Raw genomic sequence first — 17,748 nt, 5'->3', positions numbered from 1 at the left:
GCGGACATATCTCGAATCCGTTGCCGTAGGGCACCGGGTCCGATGAGGTGCGAGCGTGTGACCGGTCTACTGATGATCGAGTGGCAGCGCGTGGCGTAAACCCAAGTCGTCGCCGCTGCCGTTAATCCGGTTGCGTTCAGCATATCCGTTGCGCGAAGTCTGAAACGTTCGCGCGCGTGTCCGAGTTGACGCAGACGTCGGCGAAGACGAGGATGTGTTGCGTATAGAACATCACGTTGCGTCAAGCGCAACAAAATAGGCAGTATCCGTCTGGAAGTGGTCAATCCATGCCGAAAATCGTCGTGATCGGTGCCGGGATCGTCGGCACCTCGCTCGCCGACGAACTGACCGCGCGCGGGTGCGCCGACGTGACGGTGGTCGACCGCGGACCGCTGTTCGCCACCGGCGGGTCGACATCGCACGCTCCCGGCCTGGTGTTCCAGACCAACCCGTCCAGGACGATGACGGCATTCGCCCGCTACACCGTGGAGAAGTTCCGCACGCTCGACCACCCGGGCGGCTGGGTGTTCAACCCGGTCGGCGGACTCGAGATCGCCACGACGCCAGAGCGGTGGGCCGACCTGCACCGCAAGGCCGGCTGGGCGCAGGCATGGGGCATCCGGGGTGAGCTGATCACCGCCGACGAATGCCTGGCGCTTCACCCGCTGCTCGACAAGGACCGGGTTCGCGGCGGATTCCACACGCCCACCGACGGATTGGCCAAGGCCGTGCGCGCCGCCGAAGCGCAGGCGCGACGCGCGATGGCACGCGGCGCCACCTTCTTGGCCGGCACCGAGGTGCTCGGCATCGCCGACCACGCCGGCCGGGTGACCGGCGTACACACCGCCGACGGGGTGCTGCCCGCCGACATCGTCGTCTGCGCCGCGGGCTTCTGGGGCGCGCAACTCGCCCGGCAGGTCGGCCTGGTGCTGCCCCTGGTGCCGATGGCCCACCAGTACGCGAAGACAGGCCAGGTGGCGCCGCTCGTCGGCCGCAACACCGAAGCCCTCGAGGCCGGGCTGCCCATCCTGCGCCACCAGGACGCCGACCTGTACTTCCGCGAACACGTCGACCGCATCGGTATCGGCTCCTACGCCCACCGCCCGATGCCGGTGGAGACGGCCACCCTGTCGGCCGACACCGCGGGGGAGACCATGCCCTCGATGCTTCCGTTCACCGACGAGGACTTCGCCCCCGCGTGGGCCGAGGCGACCGCACTGCTGCCCGCACTGGACGATTCGAAGGTCGAGGAGGCCTTCAACGGCATCTTCTCGTTCACTCCCGACGGTCTGTCGCTGATGGGTGAGCACCGCGAGCTCAGCGGCTTCTGGGTGGCCGAGGCCGTCTGGGTGACGCATTCGGCCGGGGTGGCCAAGGCGACCGCCGAGTGGATCGTCGACGGCGCGCCCTCGATCGACGTCCACGAATGCGACCTGTACCGGTTCGAGGAGGTGGCGCGCAGCCCGAAGTTCATCGCGCAGACCAGCTCACAGGCGTTCGTCGAGGTGTACGACGTCATCCACCCGCACCAGTACCGCACCGCCCTGCGTGGGCTGCGCACCAGCCCGTTCCACGCCCGGCACCGCGAGCTCGGCGCCTTCTTCTACGAGGGCGGCGGCTGGGAGCGGCCGGCCTGGTTCGAGGCCAACGCCGGACTGGCCGAACGCATCGACGACCTCGACCTCCCGCGGCGCGACGAATGGTCGGCGCGGTTCTGGTCGCCGATCTCGGTCGCCGAGGCGCACTGGACGCGGCACCGCGTGGCGATGTACGACATGACGCCGCTGACCCGCTACGAGATCGCCGGGCCGGGCGCCGCCGCTTTCCTGCAGCGGATGACGACGAACAACGTCGACAAGAGCGTCGGCTCGGTCACCTACACCCTGCTGCTCGACCACACCGGCGGCGTCCGCAGCGACCTCACGGTGACCCGGCTCGCCGACACCACCTTTCAGGTCGGTGCCAACTCGCCGCTGGATTTCGACTGGCTGACCCGCCATCTGCCGCCGGACGTGACACTGCGCGACATCACCGGTGGCACCTGTTGCGTCGGCGTGTGGGGACCACTCGCCCGCGACCTCGTGCAGCCGCTGTGCCCGGACGACCTCTCCCACAACGCCTTCCCGTATTTCCGCGCACTGCACACCCACCTCGACGCGCTTCCGGTGACCATGTTGCGCGTCTCCTACGTCGGCGAACTGGGCTGGGAGATCTACACCGAGGCCCAATACGGTGCGGCGCTGTGGGACCTGCTCTTCGAGGCCGGCCGTGACCACGGCGTCATCGCCGCGGGCCGGATCGCGTTCAACAGCCTGCGCATCGAGAAGGGCTACCGCAGCTGGGGCACCGACGTCACCGCCGAGCATTCGCCTGCGGCCGCCGGCCTGGCGTTCGCCGTCCGGATGGCCAAGGACGACTTCGTCGGCAAAACCGCATTGGAGGCCGCAGAACCGCCTCCGAACACGTTGCGCAGCATCGTTTTCGACGACCCAGCGGCAGTGGTGCTCGGCAAGGAGCCGGTGTACGTCGGCGCGGAGTGCGCGGGCTACGTGACGAGTGCGGGGTATTCGCCGACCGTCGGCCGCACCATCGCCTACGCGTGGCTGCCCACCGCCGTCGCGAACGGCGACACCGTTTCCGTGGACTATCGCGGAACACGGCACACCGCGGCCGTCCACCCCGAACCGGTGGTCGACCCCGAGATGGCCCGGATCAGAAGGTAGGCCATGACATACGACGTCATCGTGATCGGTCTCGGCGGGATGGGCAGCGCGGCGGCCTACCACCTCGCCGCCCGCGGGCAGCGTGTGCTCGGGCTGGAGAAGTTCAGCCCCGCCCACGACCGCGGCTCCAGCCACGGCGGGTCACGGATCATCCGGCAGTCCTACTTCGAGGACCCCGCCTACGTCCCCCTGCTGCTGCGCTCCTACGAACTGTGGGACAAGCTCGCCGCCGACTCCGGGCGCGAGGTGTTCCGGCTGACCGGAGGGCTGTTCATCGGGCCGCCCGACAGCCTCACCGTCGCGGGCAGTCTGCGCGCCAGCCAGGAATGGGACCTGCCGCACGAGGTGCTCGACGCCACCGAGATCCTGCGCAGGCACCCGAATTTCACCCCCCGCGACGAGGACATCGCGCTCTACGAGGCCAAGGCCGGATTCGCCAGGCCCGAGATGACCGTGCAGGCCCACATCGACCTCGCCGGGCAGGCGGGCGCCACCCTGTCCTTCGGCGAGGAGGTGCTGCACTGGGCGGAGACCGCCGGGGGCGTCACGGTGACGACGGCGCGCGGCACCTACACCGCGGGCCAGCTCGTCGTCTGCCCGGGCGCCTGGGCGCCACAGCTGTTGGCGGAGTTCAGCATCCCGATCACCGTCGAACGGCAGGTGCTGTACTGGTTCGATCCGGTCGGCGGCGCAAGCGCCTTCGCCGACCAGCCGATCTTCATCGCCGAGGACGCCGGGGGCGAGCAGATCTACGGCTTCCCCGCGATCGACGGCCCGGTCGGGGGAGTGAAGATCGCGTTCTTCCGCAGGGGTGTGGTCTGCACGCCCGAGACCATCGACCGCGAGGTGCACGACCGCGAGGTCGGCGAGATGCGCAGCAGGGTCGCCGAACTGCTGCCCGCCCTGGACGGGCCGCTCGTGCACTCGGCGACATGCATGTACTCCAACACCCCCGACCAGCACTTCGTCATCGCCCGCCACCCCGACAGCGCGAACGTCACCGTGGCGTGCGGCTTCTCGGGGCACGGCTTCAAGTTCGTGCCGGTGGTGGGCGAGATCCTGGCCGACCTGGCGACCGAGGGCGCCACCCGCCACCCGATCACGCTGTTCGATCCCCGGCGGCTGGTGACCACATGACCACCGTGCAACCGCCCCCGGGGCTGCGCGCCACCCTGCGCGGCGAGTACTACACCAGCGAGCGGGTGTTCGCCGCCGAGCAGGAACGCATCTTCGAGGACATGTGGTTCTGCGCGGTGCGGTCCGCCGAACTCGCGACTCCCGGCCAGTTCCGGAAGGTGCAGGTGGGCCGCGAGAGCGTGCTGCTGGTCCGGGGACGGGACGGGCTGCTGCGGGCGTTCCTCAACATCTGCCGCCACCGCGGGGCGCAGCTGTGCACCGACGACGCGGGCGAGCTACGGCGCAACCTGCGTTGCCCGTACCACTCCTGGACGTACGCACTCGACGGCAAGCTCGTCGCGGCGCCGAACATCGGGACGCTGACCGACGGCGACGGCGCGCCGATCGACCGCTACCGGTTCGGGCTCGTCCCCGTCGCCCTCACCGAATGGCTCGGCTATGCGTGGGTGTGCCTGTCCGACACGCCGCCACCCTTCGACGACGTGGTCGCCGAGGCCACCCGCACCCTCGGCGACGCCGACGCGATCAACCGCTACGGCATCGGCGGGCTGGACGTCGGCAGGCGCATCGTCTACGACGTCGCCGCGAACTGGAAGCTGATCGTCGAGAACTTCATGGAGTGCTACCACTGCAGCTCGATCCACCCCGAACTCGTCGGCGTGCTGCCCGAGTTCGCCCGCGGTGTGGCCGCCCAGGCGAACATCGGCCGAGGTGCCGAATTCGGCTCGGCCGTGGACGGATTCACAGTGGACGGCGCCCCCGGGTTCGAGCGGCTGCCGGGCATCACCGACGGCCAGGACCGCCGCTACTACGCGATCACGGTCAAGCCGACGGTGTTCATCAACCTGGTCCCCGACCACATCATCTTCCACCGGATGATCCCGATGTCACCGACGCGGACCGTCGTGGAGTGCGACTGGCTCTACACCGCCGACGTGATCGCCTCCGGGCGTGACGTCACCCGGTCGGTCGAGCTGTTCCACCGGGTCAACGAACAGGACTTCGAGGCCTGCGAGCGAACGCAGCCGGCGATGGCGTCGCGGGCGTACCGGAAGGGCGGTGTCCTCGTCCCCGCCGAACATCACATCGCGGAGTTCCAGGAGTGGGTAGTGTCCCGTCTCGACTGTGACTGACGGGACGTGTCGTGGACGGTGAACCGGACCTCTACATCGGAGGGTCATGGCGCCATGCCTCCGACGGGGGCACCCGGGAGGTGATCAACCCCGCCGACGGCTCCGTCGCCGCGACCGTCGACGAGGCGACCCCTGATGACGCACGGGCCGCGGTGGCCGCCGCGCGGGCCGCCTTCGACGACGGGCAGTGGCCGGCCACCGCCGCCGGCGACCGTGCCGCCCTGCTGCTGCGGGTCGCCGATCTGCTGCAGCGCGACAAGGACCGGCTGGCCCGGCTGGAGACCCTCGACACCGGCAAGACGCTGGCCGAGAGCGAGATCGACATCGACGACGTCACGTCGGTGTTCCGGTACTACGCCCAGCTGATCGCGGCCCAGTCAGACCGCCTCGTCGACGTAGGCGACCCGACGGTGATCAGCAGGGTGGTGCGCGAACCGGTCGGCGTCTGCGTGCTGATCGCGCCGTGGAACTACCCACTGCTGCAGATGGTGTGGAAGATCGCGCCCGCGCTGGCCGCCGGCGCGACGATGGTCGCCAAGCCCAGCGAGGTGACCCCGCTGACCACCATCGCGTTCACCCACCTGCTCGTCGAGGCCGGTGTCCCCCCGGGGGTCGTCAACCTGGTGCAGGGCAGCGGCGCCCGCCTCGGCGAGGCGCTCACCGACAACGCGGCCGTCGACCTCATCTCCTTCACCGGGGGTGCGGCCACCGGGCGCGTCATCGCCGAGACCGCCGCCAAGCACGTCACCAGGGTGGCGCTGGAGCTCGGCGGCAAGAACCCCCACATCGTGTTCGCGGACGCGGACTGGGAGTCGTCGGTCGACCAGGTGCTCACCGGCGTGTTCCTGCATTCGGGCCAGGTCTGCTCGTCGGGAACGCGGCTGATCGTCGAGGAATCGATCGCCGACGACTTCGTCGCCGAACTCGCCCGCCGTGCCGAGAAGATCCGCGTCGGCGACGGCATGGACCCCACCAGTGAGACCGGTCCGCTGGTCTCCGAACAGCATCGCGCGAAGGTGGAGGAGTACGTCGCGCTCGGCATCTCGGAGGGCGCGGTACTGGTCACCGGTGGCGCGCGGCCCAGTGGTCAGGCGCTGGCCGCGGGCAGCTTCTACCTGCCGACGATCTTCGACCGCTGCGACCGGTCGATGCGGATCGTCACCGAGGAGACCTTCGGGCCGATCCTGACCGTGGAGCGGTTCACCGACGAGTCCGAGGCGGTCGCACTCGGAAACGACACGCAGTACGGTCTCGCGGCCGGAGTCCGGACATCGGACGCGGCGCGGGGCGATCGTGTGGTGCGGGCACTGCGGCACGGCACGGTGTGGCTCAACGACTTCGGCTACTACACCGCCGCGGCGGAGTGGGGCGGTTACGGGAAGTCGGGCAACGGCCGCGAACTCGGACCGACCGGGCTCGCGGAGTATCAGGAGATCAAACACATCTGGCACAACGTCGCGCCGAAGCCGGCCGGCTGGTTCAAGGGCTAGCCGCAGAGAGGACACCACGATGGTGATCAAGGAACCGAACAGGGCGAGCGGAGCGACGGGAGGAGTTCTGGCCGACAGCGGGATGGAGGACTTCGGCTACAAGGAGTCCCTGGACCGCAGCATCGGCAAGTTCGCCAGCTTCGCCGCGGGCGTCAGCTACATCTCCATCCTGACCGGCACGTTCCAGCTGTTCTACTTCGGTTTCGGCGCAGCGGGTCCGGCGTACCTGTGGTCGTGGCCGATCGTGTTCGTCGGGCAGATGGCCGTCGCGCTGTGCTTCATGGAACTCGCCGCGAAGTACCCGGTAGCCGGGTCGGTCTACAACTGGAGCAAGAAACTCGCCAGCAGGCTGGTGGGGTGGATGTCGGGTTGGCTGATGCTCACCGCCTCCATCGTCACCATCTCCGCGGTGGCGCTGGCCTACCAGCTCAACCTGCCGAGGCTGTGGAGCGGCTTCCAGATCATCGGCGACGGCAGCGACAACGCCTCCTACGCCGCGAACGCCGTGCTGCTCGGCACCATCCTGATCGCGTTCACCACCCTGATCAACGCGCTCGGGGTGAAGCTGATGGCGAGGATCAACAGCTCCGGGGTGTTCATCGAACTCATCGCCGCGGTGCTGATCGTGGTGCTGCTCGCGGTGAACCTGGAGAACAGTCCGGATGTCTTCTTCTCCGCCAACGGTTATGGCGCGGGGGAGAGCATGGGATACCTCGGCGCGTTCCTGGTGGCGTCCCTGGCGTCGGGATACGTGATGTACGGCTTCGACACCGCCAGCTCACTGGGCGAGGAAACGGTCGAACCCCGCCGCACCGCCCCCAAGGCGATCTTCCGGGCGATCCTGGCCTCGTTCGTGATCGGCGGCGGCATCCTGGTGTTCGCGGTGCTGGCGGCGCCGAACCTGGCGGACCCCAAGCTCGGTGAGAGCTCGGGTGGCCTGCAGTACATCGTCGAGCAGGTGATGTGGGGGCCGCTGGGCAAGATCTTCCTGGTCTGCATCGTCATCGCGGTCACGGTGTGCACGCTGGCCGTGCACACCGCGGCGATCCGGCTTACCTTCGCGATGGCCCGCGACAACGCACTGCCGTTCGGTGAACGGCTGGCCACCGTCAACCCGAAGACGCAGACACCGATCGTCCCCGCCGTGACCATCGGCGTCATCGCGGTGATCATCCTGGTCATCAACATCGGCCAGCCGAAGATCTTCACGGTGCTGACCTCGATCGCGATCATCATGATCTACCTGGCCTACCTGATGGTCACTGGGCCGTTGCTCAAGAAGCGGCTGCAGGGGCAGTGGCCGCCGAAGGATCTCAAGGAGGGCGGCTACTTCACCATGGGCCGCTGGGGCCTGCCGGTCAACATCTTCGCGGTGGTGTGGGGCGCCGGGATGGCGCTCAACCTGGCGTGGCCGCGGGCGGCCGTCTACGGCGAGCCCTGGTACAACACGTGGGGCGCGTTCATCTACATCGGCGTGATCCTCGGCGCGGGGCTGCTGTGGTACTTCCTCAAGGGACGCAACCACATCGGTTGCCTGGAGAGCCATGCCGCCACCACGAAGGCCGAGGCCGTCCTGGATGACTGACACCGCTTCTCCCACAGGCACATTCGATTACATCGTCGCCGGCGGCGGTACCGCCGGGTGCGCGCTGGCGGCCCGGCTGTCCGAGGATCCCGACGTCACCGTGTGCCTGATCGAGGCCGGACCCACAGACGTCGGCGACGACGCCATCCTGGTGCTCTCGGACTGGATGCACCTGCTGGACTCGGGGTACGACTGGGACTATCCGGTGGAGCCGCAGGAGCGGGGCAACTCGTTCATGCGGCACGCCCGCGCCCGCGTGCTCGGCGGCTGCTCGTCGCACAACTCGTGCATCGCGTTCTGGCCGCCCGCCGAGGCGCTCGACGAGTGGGCCGCGATGGGGGCGACCGGCTGGAGCGCCGAGGAGGTGCTGCCGCTGATGCGCCGGTTGACCGGAACGGTCGGCCTGCGCGACATTCCACCCGAAGACCCCTGCGGCGCAGCGGTACTCGAAGCGGCCGCGGCGCTCGGGATGCCGACCGTCGCCTTCAACCGCGGCGAGACGGTGCGCAACGGCGCGGGCTGGTTCCAGATCAACGCCGGTGAGGACGGGCTGCGAAACTCGAGTTCACACGCCTACCTGCACCCGGTTCTCGGCCGACGCCGCAACCTGGAGGTGCGCACGGACTGCCGGATCGCCGAAATCCTGTTCGACGATGCCCGCAACGCCACCGGCGTGCGCTATCAGCGGCCCGACCTCACCGGGTACGACACCGTGGCGGCCCGCCGCGAGGTGATCCTGTGCGCCGGCGCCATCGACACGCCGAAACTGTTGATGCTCTCCGGGATCGGGCCCACCGCGCATCTTCGTGAGATCGGTGTCCCGGTCCGCGTCGACTCGCCGGGGGTGGGCGCCAACCTCGACGACCACGTCGAGGGACTGGTGTTCTGGGAGGCGTCGCGGCCGATGGTGACGACCTCGACGCAGTGGTGGGAGATCGGGCTGTTCACCACCGTCGACGAGGGCACCACCCAGCCGGACCTGATGATGCACTACGGCAGTGTGCCGTTCGACATGAACACCCTGCGGCGCGGCTACCCCACCACCGACAACGGGTTCTGCCTCACGCCCAACGTGACGCAAGGCCGCAGCCGCGGCACGGTGCAGCTGCGTTCGCGGGACTTCCGCGACCGGGCCAGGGTCGACCCGCGCTACTTCACCGACCCGGAGGGCTACGACGACCGCATCATGCTCGCCGGGGTGCGGCTGGCCCGCCGGATCGCCGAGCAACCCGCCCTGGCCGACTGGGTGGCGCGCGAACTCGCGCCGGGTCCCGAGGCCACCACCGACGACGAACTCCTCGACTACATCCACAAGTGCCACAACACCGTCTACCACCCGGCCGCCACCGCCCGGATGGGCGCAGCCGACGACCCGATGGCGGTGCTCGACCCGCAGCTGCGGGTCAAGGGGGTGTCGCGGCTTCGTGTCGTGGACGCGTCGGCGATGCCGAAACTGCCTGCGGTGAACCCCAACATCACCGTGATGACGATGGCGGAGAAGTGCGCTGACCTCATCCGCAACCCCTGAGCCGGCGGACCTGCCGGCGTTCCTGGCCGAGCACACCCCGTTCCAGGCGATGCCCGGCGACGAGCTCGCCGAGCTCGCCGCCGGCGCGTCGATCGTCGAGTTCCCGGCAGGCGCGCTGATCGCCGACTACACCGACCGGGTGCCCGACGACGTCTGGATGGTCCACTCCGGTCAGGTCGCCCTGCGGGCCGGCGTCGACGGCGCCGTCATCGACACCGTCGGGCGCGGCGGCATCTTCGGTTACACACCGCTGCTCACCGGCGGCGGGATGGAGTTCGACGCACGAGCAGCGGTGCCGAGCACGCTGATCCGGCTGCCGGGCGCGCCGGTGCGGGCCCAGTTCGCCCGGCCGGCGGGGCTGGCCTTCCTGGCGTCGTCGGCATGGAACACCTCGGGCGAGCGCCCCGCGATCGCCCCTGCCACCGACAACCGCGCGGTCGGCGAACTCCTGCACGGCGACGTGCTCGTGGTGCCGCCTGCCACCACCGTGCGTGACGCGGTGGTGCAGATGACGGCCCATCACGTGTCCTATGCACTGATCCGCCTGCCGGACGGCGCATTCGGCATCTTCACCGACCGGGACCTGCGCAGCAGGGTCGTCGCGGCGGGACTCTCGGTGGACGTGCCGATCTCGGCGGTGATGAGCGCACCGGTGCGGACCGTGACCGCCGATCAGACGGCGGAGACCGTGCTGATGGAGATGCTCGAGTGCGGCCTGCGGCACATGCCGGTGGTGACCCCGCGCGGCGACGTCGTCGGCGTGCTGGAGGACGGCGACCTGCTGGCCGCGTCCGCCCGGCAGAGCTTCCTGCTGCGCCGCGGCATCGCCACGGCCGCCGACAGCGCCGAACTGGCCCGCGTGGGGCAGCGGGTGACCGGGGTCGCCGCGGACCTGTTCCGCAACGGCACCAAGGCGTCGGCCACCAGCGCGATCCTCTCGGTCGTCATCGACAGCCTGGTCCGCAAGGCGCTCGAACTGGCACGGGCCGAGACGCCCGACGCCCCCGACGACGGGTTCGCCTGGCTGACCCTCGGCTCCGTGGCGCGCCGCGAGGCGATGCCGTCCTCCGATGTGGACAGCGCGCTGTCGTGGGCCGACCGCCTTTCACCCGCCGCGGACTCGCTGCGTGCGCTCGCCGCACGCACCCACCACATCCTCGACGCGTGCGGACTGCCGTCGGACCGCAACGGCGCCACCGCGGACCGGCCCGCGTTCTCCCGATCTGCCGCGCAGTGGTCCGGCGCGGCGACAGGCTGGCTCGACGACCCGCTGCGCGACCGCGGGCTGATCCTGTCGTCGCTGCTCATCGACGGACGGGTGGTGTGGGGCGATCCGGCGCTGCACACCGTGCCCGCCGCCTACCGGCGGATGCGCGACCGGCACCCGAACGCGCTGCGCCTCCAACTGCTCGACGCGCTGTCGGGGAAGGTGCGCACCCGGTCGCTGCGCGACGTGCTGTCCCGGCGCGGCGGAACGTTCGACCTGAAGAACCATGCGGTGCTGCCGATCGTCAATCTGGCCCGCTGGGGCGGACTGACCGCCAATGTGACCACCGGCGGCACGCCCGCCCGGCTGGCCGCCGCGGCCGAGGCGGGGGCGATCACCGATCACGACGTCACCGCGCTGTCCGACGTCTTCGCGATGGTGCAGCGACTGCGGATGACCCACCAGGTCGGTCAGCTCGCCGCCGGCCACGCCCCCGGCGACGTCATCACCTATGCGGAGTTGTCGCCGCTGAACCGCAGCCTGCTCGGCGACGGCCTGCGCGAGATCGCCGCCGTCCAGCGCCGGGTCCGCAACTTCGCGATCCCACCCGGATAGGATCGACCGGCGATGGCAAACGGCGAGGACAGACCGGCAGCGGCGGTGCAGTCAGTGGACCGGGCGCTGCTGGTGCTGGAGAGCCTGGCGAAGTCGGGGCAGGCCGGTGTCACCGAGATCGCCGCCGAACTCGGCGTGCACAAGTCGACCGTGTCGCGGCTTATCGCCGTGCTGGAGTCCCGCGGATACGTCGAGCAGGTTTCAGGCCGCGGCAAGTACCGGCTCGGGTTCTCGATCGCCCGGCTGGCCCGCGCCAGCAGGGCGCACCTCGACCTCGGCAAACTGAGCCAGGACATCTGCGACGGCCTCACCGAGGCCGTCGGCGAGACCAGCAACCTCGCGATCCTCGCCGACGACCGGGTGATCAACATCGTGGAGTCGATCGCGCCCGCGGAGATCAGCCTGCGCACCTGGGTCGGCCAGACCTGCCCTCCGCATGCCACGTCCAGCGGCAAGGCGCTGCTGTCCGGCCTGTCCGCCCAGGAGGTCCGGGACCGCTTGGCCGGTCCGTTCGAGGCGTTCACACCCAACACCGTCGTCGACGTCGAGGCGCTGCTGCGCCAGCTGGACGGCGTGCGGGAACGCGGCTGGGCGAGCGTCAGCGAAGAACTCGAGGTCGGGCTCAACGCCGTCGCCGCACCGGTCTACGACGACGACGCGCGGGTCGTCGCGGCGGTCAGCGTGTCGGGGCCGTCCTACCGGCTCGGCGACGACCGCTTCGAGGAGGTCGCCAAGCAGACGATCGCGGCGGCCGACGCCGTCAGCCGCCGACTCGGCTGGGTCGAACCCGGGGACCGTGCAGCGACTCCGGGTCGCCGGTGATCACCCCCAGCACGTTGCGCCAGGCGTCCGACGGCCAGTTCAGCACGTCGCTGTGGGCCGCCGGACCCGCCATCGGCCTGCCGTCGTCGTAGCGACCGGCGTCCAGCCGGATGACACCGGGCATCTCGTCGGGGTCGGCGCCGTGCGGGCCGCCGGGAATGCCCTGCACCAGCTCGATGGGGTCACCCGGTGCGGTCATCGAGAAGCGCAGCACGTCGGGGTTGCGGTTGCGCCATTCGTCCGGGTGCTCGACCCCGACGCCGGCCCCGGCGGCCGCGACGTAGAGGATCCGGTCGCCTGTGAGGCCCAGCGCTTCCGCGGTGCCCACGATCGAGCCGCCGTAGGAGTGCCCGACGTAGGTCACCGGCACGCTGCGGCCGGTCGCCTCGACGGTCCGCTCGACGTCGTGGCTGAACGACACCAGCCGGGGCGCCATGTCCAGCGCGTAGCGGGGGTCCGCCGCGCCGACCAGGCCGGTCAGCGGATTGCCGCGGGGAAACGGCCCGCCCAGGTAGGTGATCATCGCGACGTCGCCGCGGGTGGCCGACACGAACCGGCGCGCGGTCTGCGTGGTGCCCGCCGAACCCTCGACGGTGGTGTTGAGTCCGGGCACCAGCACCGCGACGCTGCGTGCGGTGGCCAGCGATCCGGTGAGTTCGACCAGTGATGCCCGGGCCGGATCGAAGGCCAGGATCTGCCGGTCGACGCGGGCGCCGGTGCGGGCGGGGTCGTCGACCTCGGCGAGCAGGCCGCGGTAGAACTCGATGCGTCGCCGCGACGCCGGATCGGCGCCGGCCTCGGCCACGATCGCCTCGGCGATGTTGATCCGGTTGGCGGCGAAGCGCATGTCCCACGGCACACCGTCGGTGTTGCCGACCTGCTGGGGGAACTCGTCGACCAGCGTGCGGCGCTGCCCGGGCGTCATCCCCGCGATCTGGGCGGCGATGCGGTCCTGGTGGAGCCGGGGCCAGCCGGCCACCAGGTCGGCGCCCGAGAGCGGCACGCTGCCTGCTGGATTCGTGGTCGCCGGCCGTCGCGCCGGGGCGCCGCTCGACGCGTCCGCCTCGGCGAGGTCGCGGGCGGCGTCGGCGTCGGCGGCACCCAGCCGGTCGAGCGCGGCGGCGATCATCGCTGTGAGCTCGGCGGCCCTGCGCTCCATCAGGTGCCGGGCGATCGACGGGTCACCACCGGACAGCGCGACGAGCAGCGGCGCCGGGGCCGCGCCGGGGGAGGCGGTGCCGCCGTCGGCCACGACACAGCCGTCCTCGCGCGCGGAGGCGACCACCGCCGCCACGTCGGCCTGGGCGCGCGCCAGCTGACCGGCGCCGTCGCGGGCGGCGGCCGCCGCCAGGGTCATCGCCCGCAGCAGGGCCTCACCGTCGGCGGCCACCTCCACGGCGCTGCGCCGGGCGGCGTCGGCGGCGGCACCCGCCGACGGATGCCCGCCCGCGCGGGCTGCGGCGATCGACCCGAGCAGCTCCTCGACCTGCGCGGCGGTGGCGTCCCAGCTGTCGGCCAGCGCCGCGAGAGCCTCGGGCCGCCACGCCGACGCCGCCGCCAGGGTCGGCGCGCTCACCGGCCGAAACGGCCCGCGGAGCCCTGTTCGGCGCGTTCGAACGCCGCCGCCGCGGCCACCGCTGCGTCCGCCCAGTCCCGTAACGCCGTCACCAGGCCGGCGGCCCGGGCCGCGAGCACTGCCGGCACCGCCGACTGCCCGACGTCGGACCCGCGCAGAGCCTCGACATCCAGTGTCGGCCAACGGAAGCCACCGAGCTCGTCGGCGGCGCGCCGCACGGAATCGGCCGACGCCCGTAGCCGGCCCGGATCGACCTCGGTGTGTCCCCCCATGCCTCATGCTGACAGATTTCGGGTGGGCGGCGCCGACGTTATCCACAGGGGCCGCGCCGCCTCCACAAGCACCCGTCGACGCCCGGACCAGTGCGATCGTCGCGCAGCCGTGACAATCGGTGACGGCAGTGTCAACGCCAGTCGCCGCGGCGCGCGTTCGACGGCTTGCCCGCATGTACCGCACGGCACCCCGTAAGCTCGACAGTGTGCAGCGACGAATCATGGGCATTGAAACCGAATTCGGCGTGACCTGCACGTTCCACGGCCATCGCCGGCTCAGTCCGGACGAGGTCGCCCGGTATCTGTTCCGCCGGGTGGTGTCGTGGGGCCGCAGTTCCAACGTCTTCCTGCGCAACGGCGCGCGCCTGTACCTCGACGTGGGCAGCCACCCCGAGTACGCCACCGCCGAATGCGACAACCTCACCCAACTGGTGACCCACGACCGTGCCGGCGAGCGGGTGCTCGAGGACCTCCTCATCGACGCCGAACAACGGCTGGCCGACGAGGGCATCGGCGGCGACATCTACCTGTTCAAGAACAACACCGATTCGGCGGGCAACTCCTACGGCTGCCACGAGAACTACCTGATCGTGCGCGCCGGCGAGTTCTCCCGCATCTCCGACGTGCTGCTGCCGTTCCTGGTGACGCGCCAGCTGATCTGCGGCGCGGGCAAGGTGCTGCAGACGCCGAAGGCCGCCACGTTCTGCCTCAGCCAGCGCGCCGAACACATCTGGGAGGGCGTGTCGAGCGCGACCACCCGCAGCAGGCCGATCATCAACACCCGCGACGAGCCCCACGCCGACGCCGAGAAGTACCGCAGGCTGCACGTCATCGTCGGCGACTCCAACATGTGCGAGTCCAGCACCATGCTCAAGGTGGGCACCGCGTCGCTGGTGCTCGAGATGATCGAGGCCGGCGTTCCGTTCCGCGACTTCTCGCTGGACAACCCGATCCGCGCCATCCGCGAGGTCAGCCATGACCTGACCGGGCGGCGCCCGGTGCGGCTGGCAGGCGGGCGTCAGGCCAGCGCCCTGGACATCCAGCGCGAGTACTACGCCCGGGCCGTCGAGTACCTGCAGACCCGCGAGCCGGACTCCCAGATCGAGCAGGTCGTCGACCTGTGGGGCCGCCAGCTCGACGCGGTGGAGAGCCAGGACTTCGCCAAGGTCGACACCGAGATCGACTGGGTGATCAAGCGCAAGCTGTTCCAGCGCTACCAGGACCGCTACGACATGGAGCTGTCCGACCCGAAGATCAGCCAGCTCGACCTGGCGTACCACGACATCAAGCGCGGCCGCGGCGTGTTCGACCTGCTGCAGCGCAAGGGCCTGGCCACCCGGATCACCACCGACGAGGACATCGAGGCGGCGGTGGACACCCCACCGCAGACCACCCGGGCCAAGCTGCGCGGCGAGTTCATCAGCGCGGCACAGGAAGCCGGACGCGACTTCACCGTCGACTGGGTGCACCTCAAGCTCAACGACCAGGCTCAGCGCACGGTGCTGTGCAAGGACCCGTTCCGGTCGGTCGACGAGCGGGTCAAGCGGCTCATCGCCAGCATGTAGGGCGCCGAGCGGCTGCGCGGAGCACTCGCTTCGTTCTGCTCGCGGCCCCGCCGGTGCGAGGAAACGGACAGCACAAGCCCTAGGCTTGACGACGTGGCGACCTCCAAAGTCGAACGATTGATGAACCTCGTGATCGCGCTGCTGTCGACCCGCACCTTCATCACGGCCGACCGCATCCGTCAGGTGGTCGCCGGTTATGCCGACAGCCCCAGCGACGAGGCGTTCGCGCGGATGTTCGAGCGGGACAAGAACGAGCTGCGCGATCTCGGCATCCCGCTGGAGACCGGCCGCGTCTCCCAGTTCGACCCCACCGAGGGGTACCGCATCAACCGCGACGCCTACGCGCTGCCAGCCGTCGAGCTCACCGCCGACGAGGCGGCGGCCGTCGCGGTCGCCACCCAGCTGTGGGAGTCGCCCGAGCTGATCACCGCCACGCAGGGCGCACTGCTCAAACTGCGGGCGGCCGGCGCGGACGTCGACGTCGCCGACGGCGTGGCGATCACCTCCACCGCGGCGCTGCCGGGGCTGCGCGGATCCGAGGAGGTGCTCGGGGTCCTGCTGGCCGCCATCGACGCCGGCCGGGCCGTGCAGTTCGGTCATCGGCCGTCGCGCAGCGAGCCCTACACCACCCGCACCGTCGAGCCGTGGGGCGTGCTCACCTACCGCGGTCGCTGGTACCTCGTCGGCCACGACCGCGATCGCGACGCCACCCGCACCTTCCGGCTGTCGCGGATCGGCGCCGAGGTCACCGCCATCGGCCCTGCCGGCGCCGTCCGCATGCCCGACGGAGTCGACCTGCGCGAGATCGTGCACCGGGCGGTGGCCGAATGGCCCACCGGAGGGCAGGCCAAGGTGTGGGTGGCCGACGGCCGCGCCACCGCGCTGCGCAGGCAGGCCACCGTGATCGGACCCCGCACGCTGGCCGGCCGCCCCGGCGAGGAGATCGCCGTCGACATCGGCATGACCGACCGGCTGGCCCGCGAGATCGCCAGCTTCGGCGCCGATGCCGTTGCGCTGGAGCCGGAGTCGCTGCGCGAGGACGTGCTGGCCCGGCTGCGCGCCCACGCCGAGAGCGGAGTGACGTCATGAGCGCCGTCTCGACGCGGCTGGTGCGGCTGCTCAACATGGTCCCGTACTTCCAGGCCAACCCCCGGATCACCTACGCGGAGGCCGCATCCGACCTCGGTGTCTCCGTCGGGCAGCTCCGTGAGGACATCAACCAGCTGTGGATGTGCGGTCTGCCCGGCTACGGCCCCGGCGACCTCATCGACTTCGAATTCTCCGGCGACACCATCGAAGTGACGTTCTCCGCGGGCATCGACCATCCGCTGCGGCTGACCTCCCCGGAGGCGACCGGCGTGCTGGTGGCGCTGCGGGCACTGGTGGACGTGCCCGGCATGGTCGACCCCGAGGCGGCGCGCAGCGCGATCGCCAAGATCGAGTCGGCAGCCGGCGCCGCCGGTCACGACATCGGCGACGCGGTGACCGCCGTCGACGAGCGCGCCCCGGCGGAGAGCGAGGCGGCCGCCGCGGTCCGGGCCGCCGTGCGCAACGCGCGCGCGCTGAGCATCGAGTACTACTCCGCCTCCCATGACGTGTTGACCAGCCGCGTCGTCGATCCCATCCGGGTGGTGCTCGTCGGCGACAACAGCTACCTGGAGGCGTGGTGCCGGTCGGCCGAAGGCGTCCGGCTGTTCCGCTTCGACCGCATCGTCGAGGCCCGCGTGCTCGACGAGCCCGCGGCGCCGCCGCCGCCCGCGGTCGAGGCGGGGCCCGACACCTCGCTGTTCGACCCCGACACCGCCGATCCGGCGCTGCCGTCGGCGACGCTGCTCGTCGACCGGTCCGCGTCGTGGATGTTCGACTATTACCCGTTGCGGGTGGTGCGAGAGCTGCCCGACGGCGCCTGCGAAGCCGCGATGACCTACGCGTCCGACGCCTGGATGGCCCGCTTCGTGCTCGGCTTCGGGCCGGCGGTGCGTGTGCTCGCCCCGGAGGCGCTGGCCCGCCGGGTCCAGGAATCGGCGACCGCGGCGCTGCGCGCCTACGAGGACGGCGACGCAGGCGGGTAGACTCGGCCCAGACTTTGGAGGTG

13 protein-coding genes are annotated in these 17,748 nt (G+C 70.7%); 11 read left to right on the top strand and 2 right to left on the bottom strand.

What is annotated here, in order from left to right; all coding sequences use genetic code 11:
• Positions 1 to 287 precede the first annotated feature (287 nt).
• From O6P37_RS18090 to O6P37_RS18055, 8 genes are read left to right on the top strand one after another with little or no spacing between them, the layout of a single operon-like run.
• A complete protein-coding gene (locus tag O6P37_RS18090) occupies positions 288 to 2,723 on the top strand; it encodes a GcvT family protein (protein ID WP_269895377.1) in 2,436 nt (811 codons plus the stop codon).
• Positions 2,724 to 2,726: 3 nt separating this feature from the next.
• Positions 2,727 to 3,860 carry an N-methyl-L-tryptophan oxidase gene (gene solA, locus O6P37_RS18085; RefSeq protein WP_269895376.1) on the top strand — a complete coding sequence of 378 codons (1,134 nt, stop codon included), beginning with the start codon at positions 2,727 to 2,729 and terminating at the stop codon, positions 3,858 to 3,860.
• Entirely contained in the window at positions 3,857 to 4,993 is a 1,137-nt protein-coding gene (locus O6P37_RS18080; protein WP_269895375.1) for an aromatic ring-hydroxylating oxygenase subunit alpha, read from the top strand. The genes solA and O6P37_RS18080 overlap by 4 nt, the downstream gene beginning before the upstream one ends.
• An 11-nt stretch (positions 4,994 to 5,004) precedes the next feature.
• Positions 5,005 to 6,483: an aldehyde dehydrogenase family protein gene (locus O6P37_RS18075; RefSeq protein ID WP_269895374.1), complete on the top strand. Its 1,479-nt coding sequence runs from the start codon at positions 5,005 to 5,007 to the stop codon at positions 6,481 to 6,483.
• Between the two features lie 19 nt (positions 6,484 to 6,502).
• On the top strand, positions 6,503 to 8,068 hold the full coding sequence (locus tag O6P37_RS18070; RefSeq protein WP_269895373.1) for an APC family permease: 1,566 nt from the start codon (positions 6,503 to 6,505) through the stop codon (positions 8,066 to 8,068).
• A complete protein-coding gene (locus O6P37_RS18065; RefSeq protein ID WP_269895372.1) occupies positions 8,061 to 9,596 on the top strand; it encodes a GMC family oxidoreductase in 1,536 nt (511 codons plus the stop codon). The genes O6P37_RS18070 and O6P37_RS18065 overlap by 8 nt, the downstream gene beginning before the upstream one ends.
• Positions 9,597 to 9,645: 49 nt before the next feature.
• Complete coding sequence (locus tag O6P37_RS18060) at positions 9,646 to 11,418, top strand: putative nucleotidyltransferase substrate binding domain-containing protein (RefSeq protein WP_269895371.1); 1,773 nt, start codon at positions 9,646 to 9,648, stop codon at positions 11,416 to 11,418.
• A gap of 12 nt (positions 11,419 to 11,430) precedes the next feature.
• Positions 11,431 to 12,240 carry an IclR family transcriptional regulator gene (locus tag O6P37_RS18055; protein ID WP_269895370.1) on the top strand — a complete coding sequence of 270 codons (810 nt, stop codon included), beginning with the start codon at positions 11,431 to 11,433 and terminating at the stop codon, positions 12,238 to 12,240.
• Here the strand turns inward: O6P37_RS18055 and O6P37_RS18050 are convergent.
• Positions 12,179 to 13,816 (bottom strand): alpha/beta hydrolase, encoded by a 1,638-nt coding sequence (locus tag O6P37_RS18050; RefSeq protein WP_269895369.1) that lies wholly within the window; start codon positions 13,814 to 13,816, stop codon positions 12,179 to 12,181. The genes O6P37_RS18055 and O6P37_RS18050 overlap by 62 nt on opposite strands.
• The gene (locus tag O6P37_RS18045) at positions 13,813 to 14,088 is read right to left on the bottom strand and encodes a DUF7162 family protein (protein WP_269895368.1); all 276 of its coding nucleotides are present in this window, start codon (positions 14,086 to 14,088) and stop codon (positions 13,813 to 13,815) included. The genes O6P37_RS18050 and O6P37_RS18045 overlap by 4 nt, the downstream gene beginning before the upstream one ends.
• A gap of 206 nt (positions 14,089 to 14,294) precedes the next feature.
• Here O6P37_RS18045 and pafA point away from each other — a divergent pair, with 206 nt between their 5' ends.
• The 3 genes from pafA (at position 14,295) to O6P37_RS18030 (ending at position 17,725) form a co-directional block, all read left to right on the top strand.
• On the top strand, positions 14,295 to 15,653 hold the full coding sequence (gene pafA, locus O6P37_RS18040) for a Pup--protein ligase (RefSeq protein WP_264012757.1): 1,359 nt from the start codon (positions 14,295 to 14,297) through the stop codon (positions 15,651 to 15,653).
• A gap of 93 nt (positions 15,654 to 15,746) precedes the next feature.
• On the top strand, positions 15,747 to 16,742 hold the full coding sequence (locus O6P37_RS18035; RefSeq protein WP_269895367.1) for a helix-turn-helix transcriptional regulator: 996 nt from the start codon (positions 15,747 to 15,749) through the stop codon (positions 16,740 to 16,742).
• Positions 16,739 to 17,725: a helix-turn-helix transcriptional regulator gene (locus O6P37_RS18030; protein ID WP_264012755.1), complete on the top strand. Its 987-nt coding sequence runs from the start codon at positions 16,739 to 16,741 to the stop codon at positions 17,723 to 17,725. The genes O6P37_RS18035 and O6P37_RS18030 overlap by 4 nt, the downstream gene beginning before the upstream one ends.
• Positions 17,726 to 17,748: the final 23 nt, after the last annotated feature.

It is taken from the genome of Mycobacterium hippophais (genome assembly GCF_027529605.1).
Taxonomy (GTDB): Bacteria; Actinomycetota; Actinomycetes; order Mycobacteriales; family Mycobacteriaceae; genus Mycobacterium; species Mycobacterium arseniciresistens.
Note: the sequence above shows the minus strand (reverse complement) of the source record. Positions and strands in the feature narration are given on the sequence as shown.

Excerpts from the sequence above, each read along its gene's own strand:
- O6P37_RS18090 (WP_269895377.1), top strand. The coding sequence starts at position 288 with ATGCCGAAAATCGTCGTGATCGGTGCCGGGATCGTCGGCACCTCGCTC.
- solA (WP_269895376.1), top strand. The coding sequence starts at position 2,727 with ATGACATACGACGTCATCGTGATCGGTCTCGGCGGGATGGGCAGCGCG.
- O6P37_RS18080 (WP_269895375.1), top strand. The coding sequence starts at position 3,857 with ATGACCACCGTGCAACCGCCCCCGGGGCTGCGCGCCACCCTGCGCGGC.
- O6P37_RS18070 (WP_269895373.1), top strand. The coding sequence starts at position 6,503 with ATGGTGATCAAGGAACCGAACAGGGCGAGCGGAGCGACGGGAGGAGTT.
- O6P37_RS18065 (WP_269895372.1), top strand. The coding sequence starts at position 8,061 with ATGACTGACACCGCTTCTCCCACAGGCACATTCGATTACATCGTCGCC.
- O6P37_RS18060 (WP_269895371.1), top strand. The coding sequence starts at position 9,646 with ATGCCCGGCGACGAGCTCGCCGAGCTCGCCGCCGGCGCGTCGATCGTC.
- O6P37_RS18055 (WP_269895370.1), top strand. The coding sequence starts at position 11,431 with ATGGCAAACGGCGAGGACAGACCGGCAGCGGCGGTGCAGTCAGTGGAC.
- O6P37_RS18045 (WP_269895368.1), bottom strand. The coding sequence starts at position 14,088 with ATGGGGGGACACACCGAGGTCGATCCGGGCCGGCTACGGGCGTCGGCC.
- O6P37_RS18030 (WP_264012755.1), top strand. The coding sequence starts at position 16,739 with ATGAGCGCCGTCTCGACGCGGCTGGTGCGGCTGCTCAACATGGTCCCG.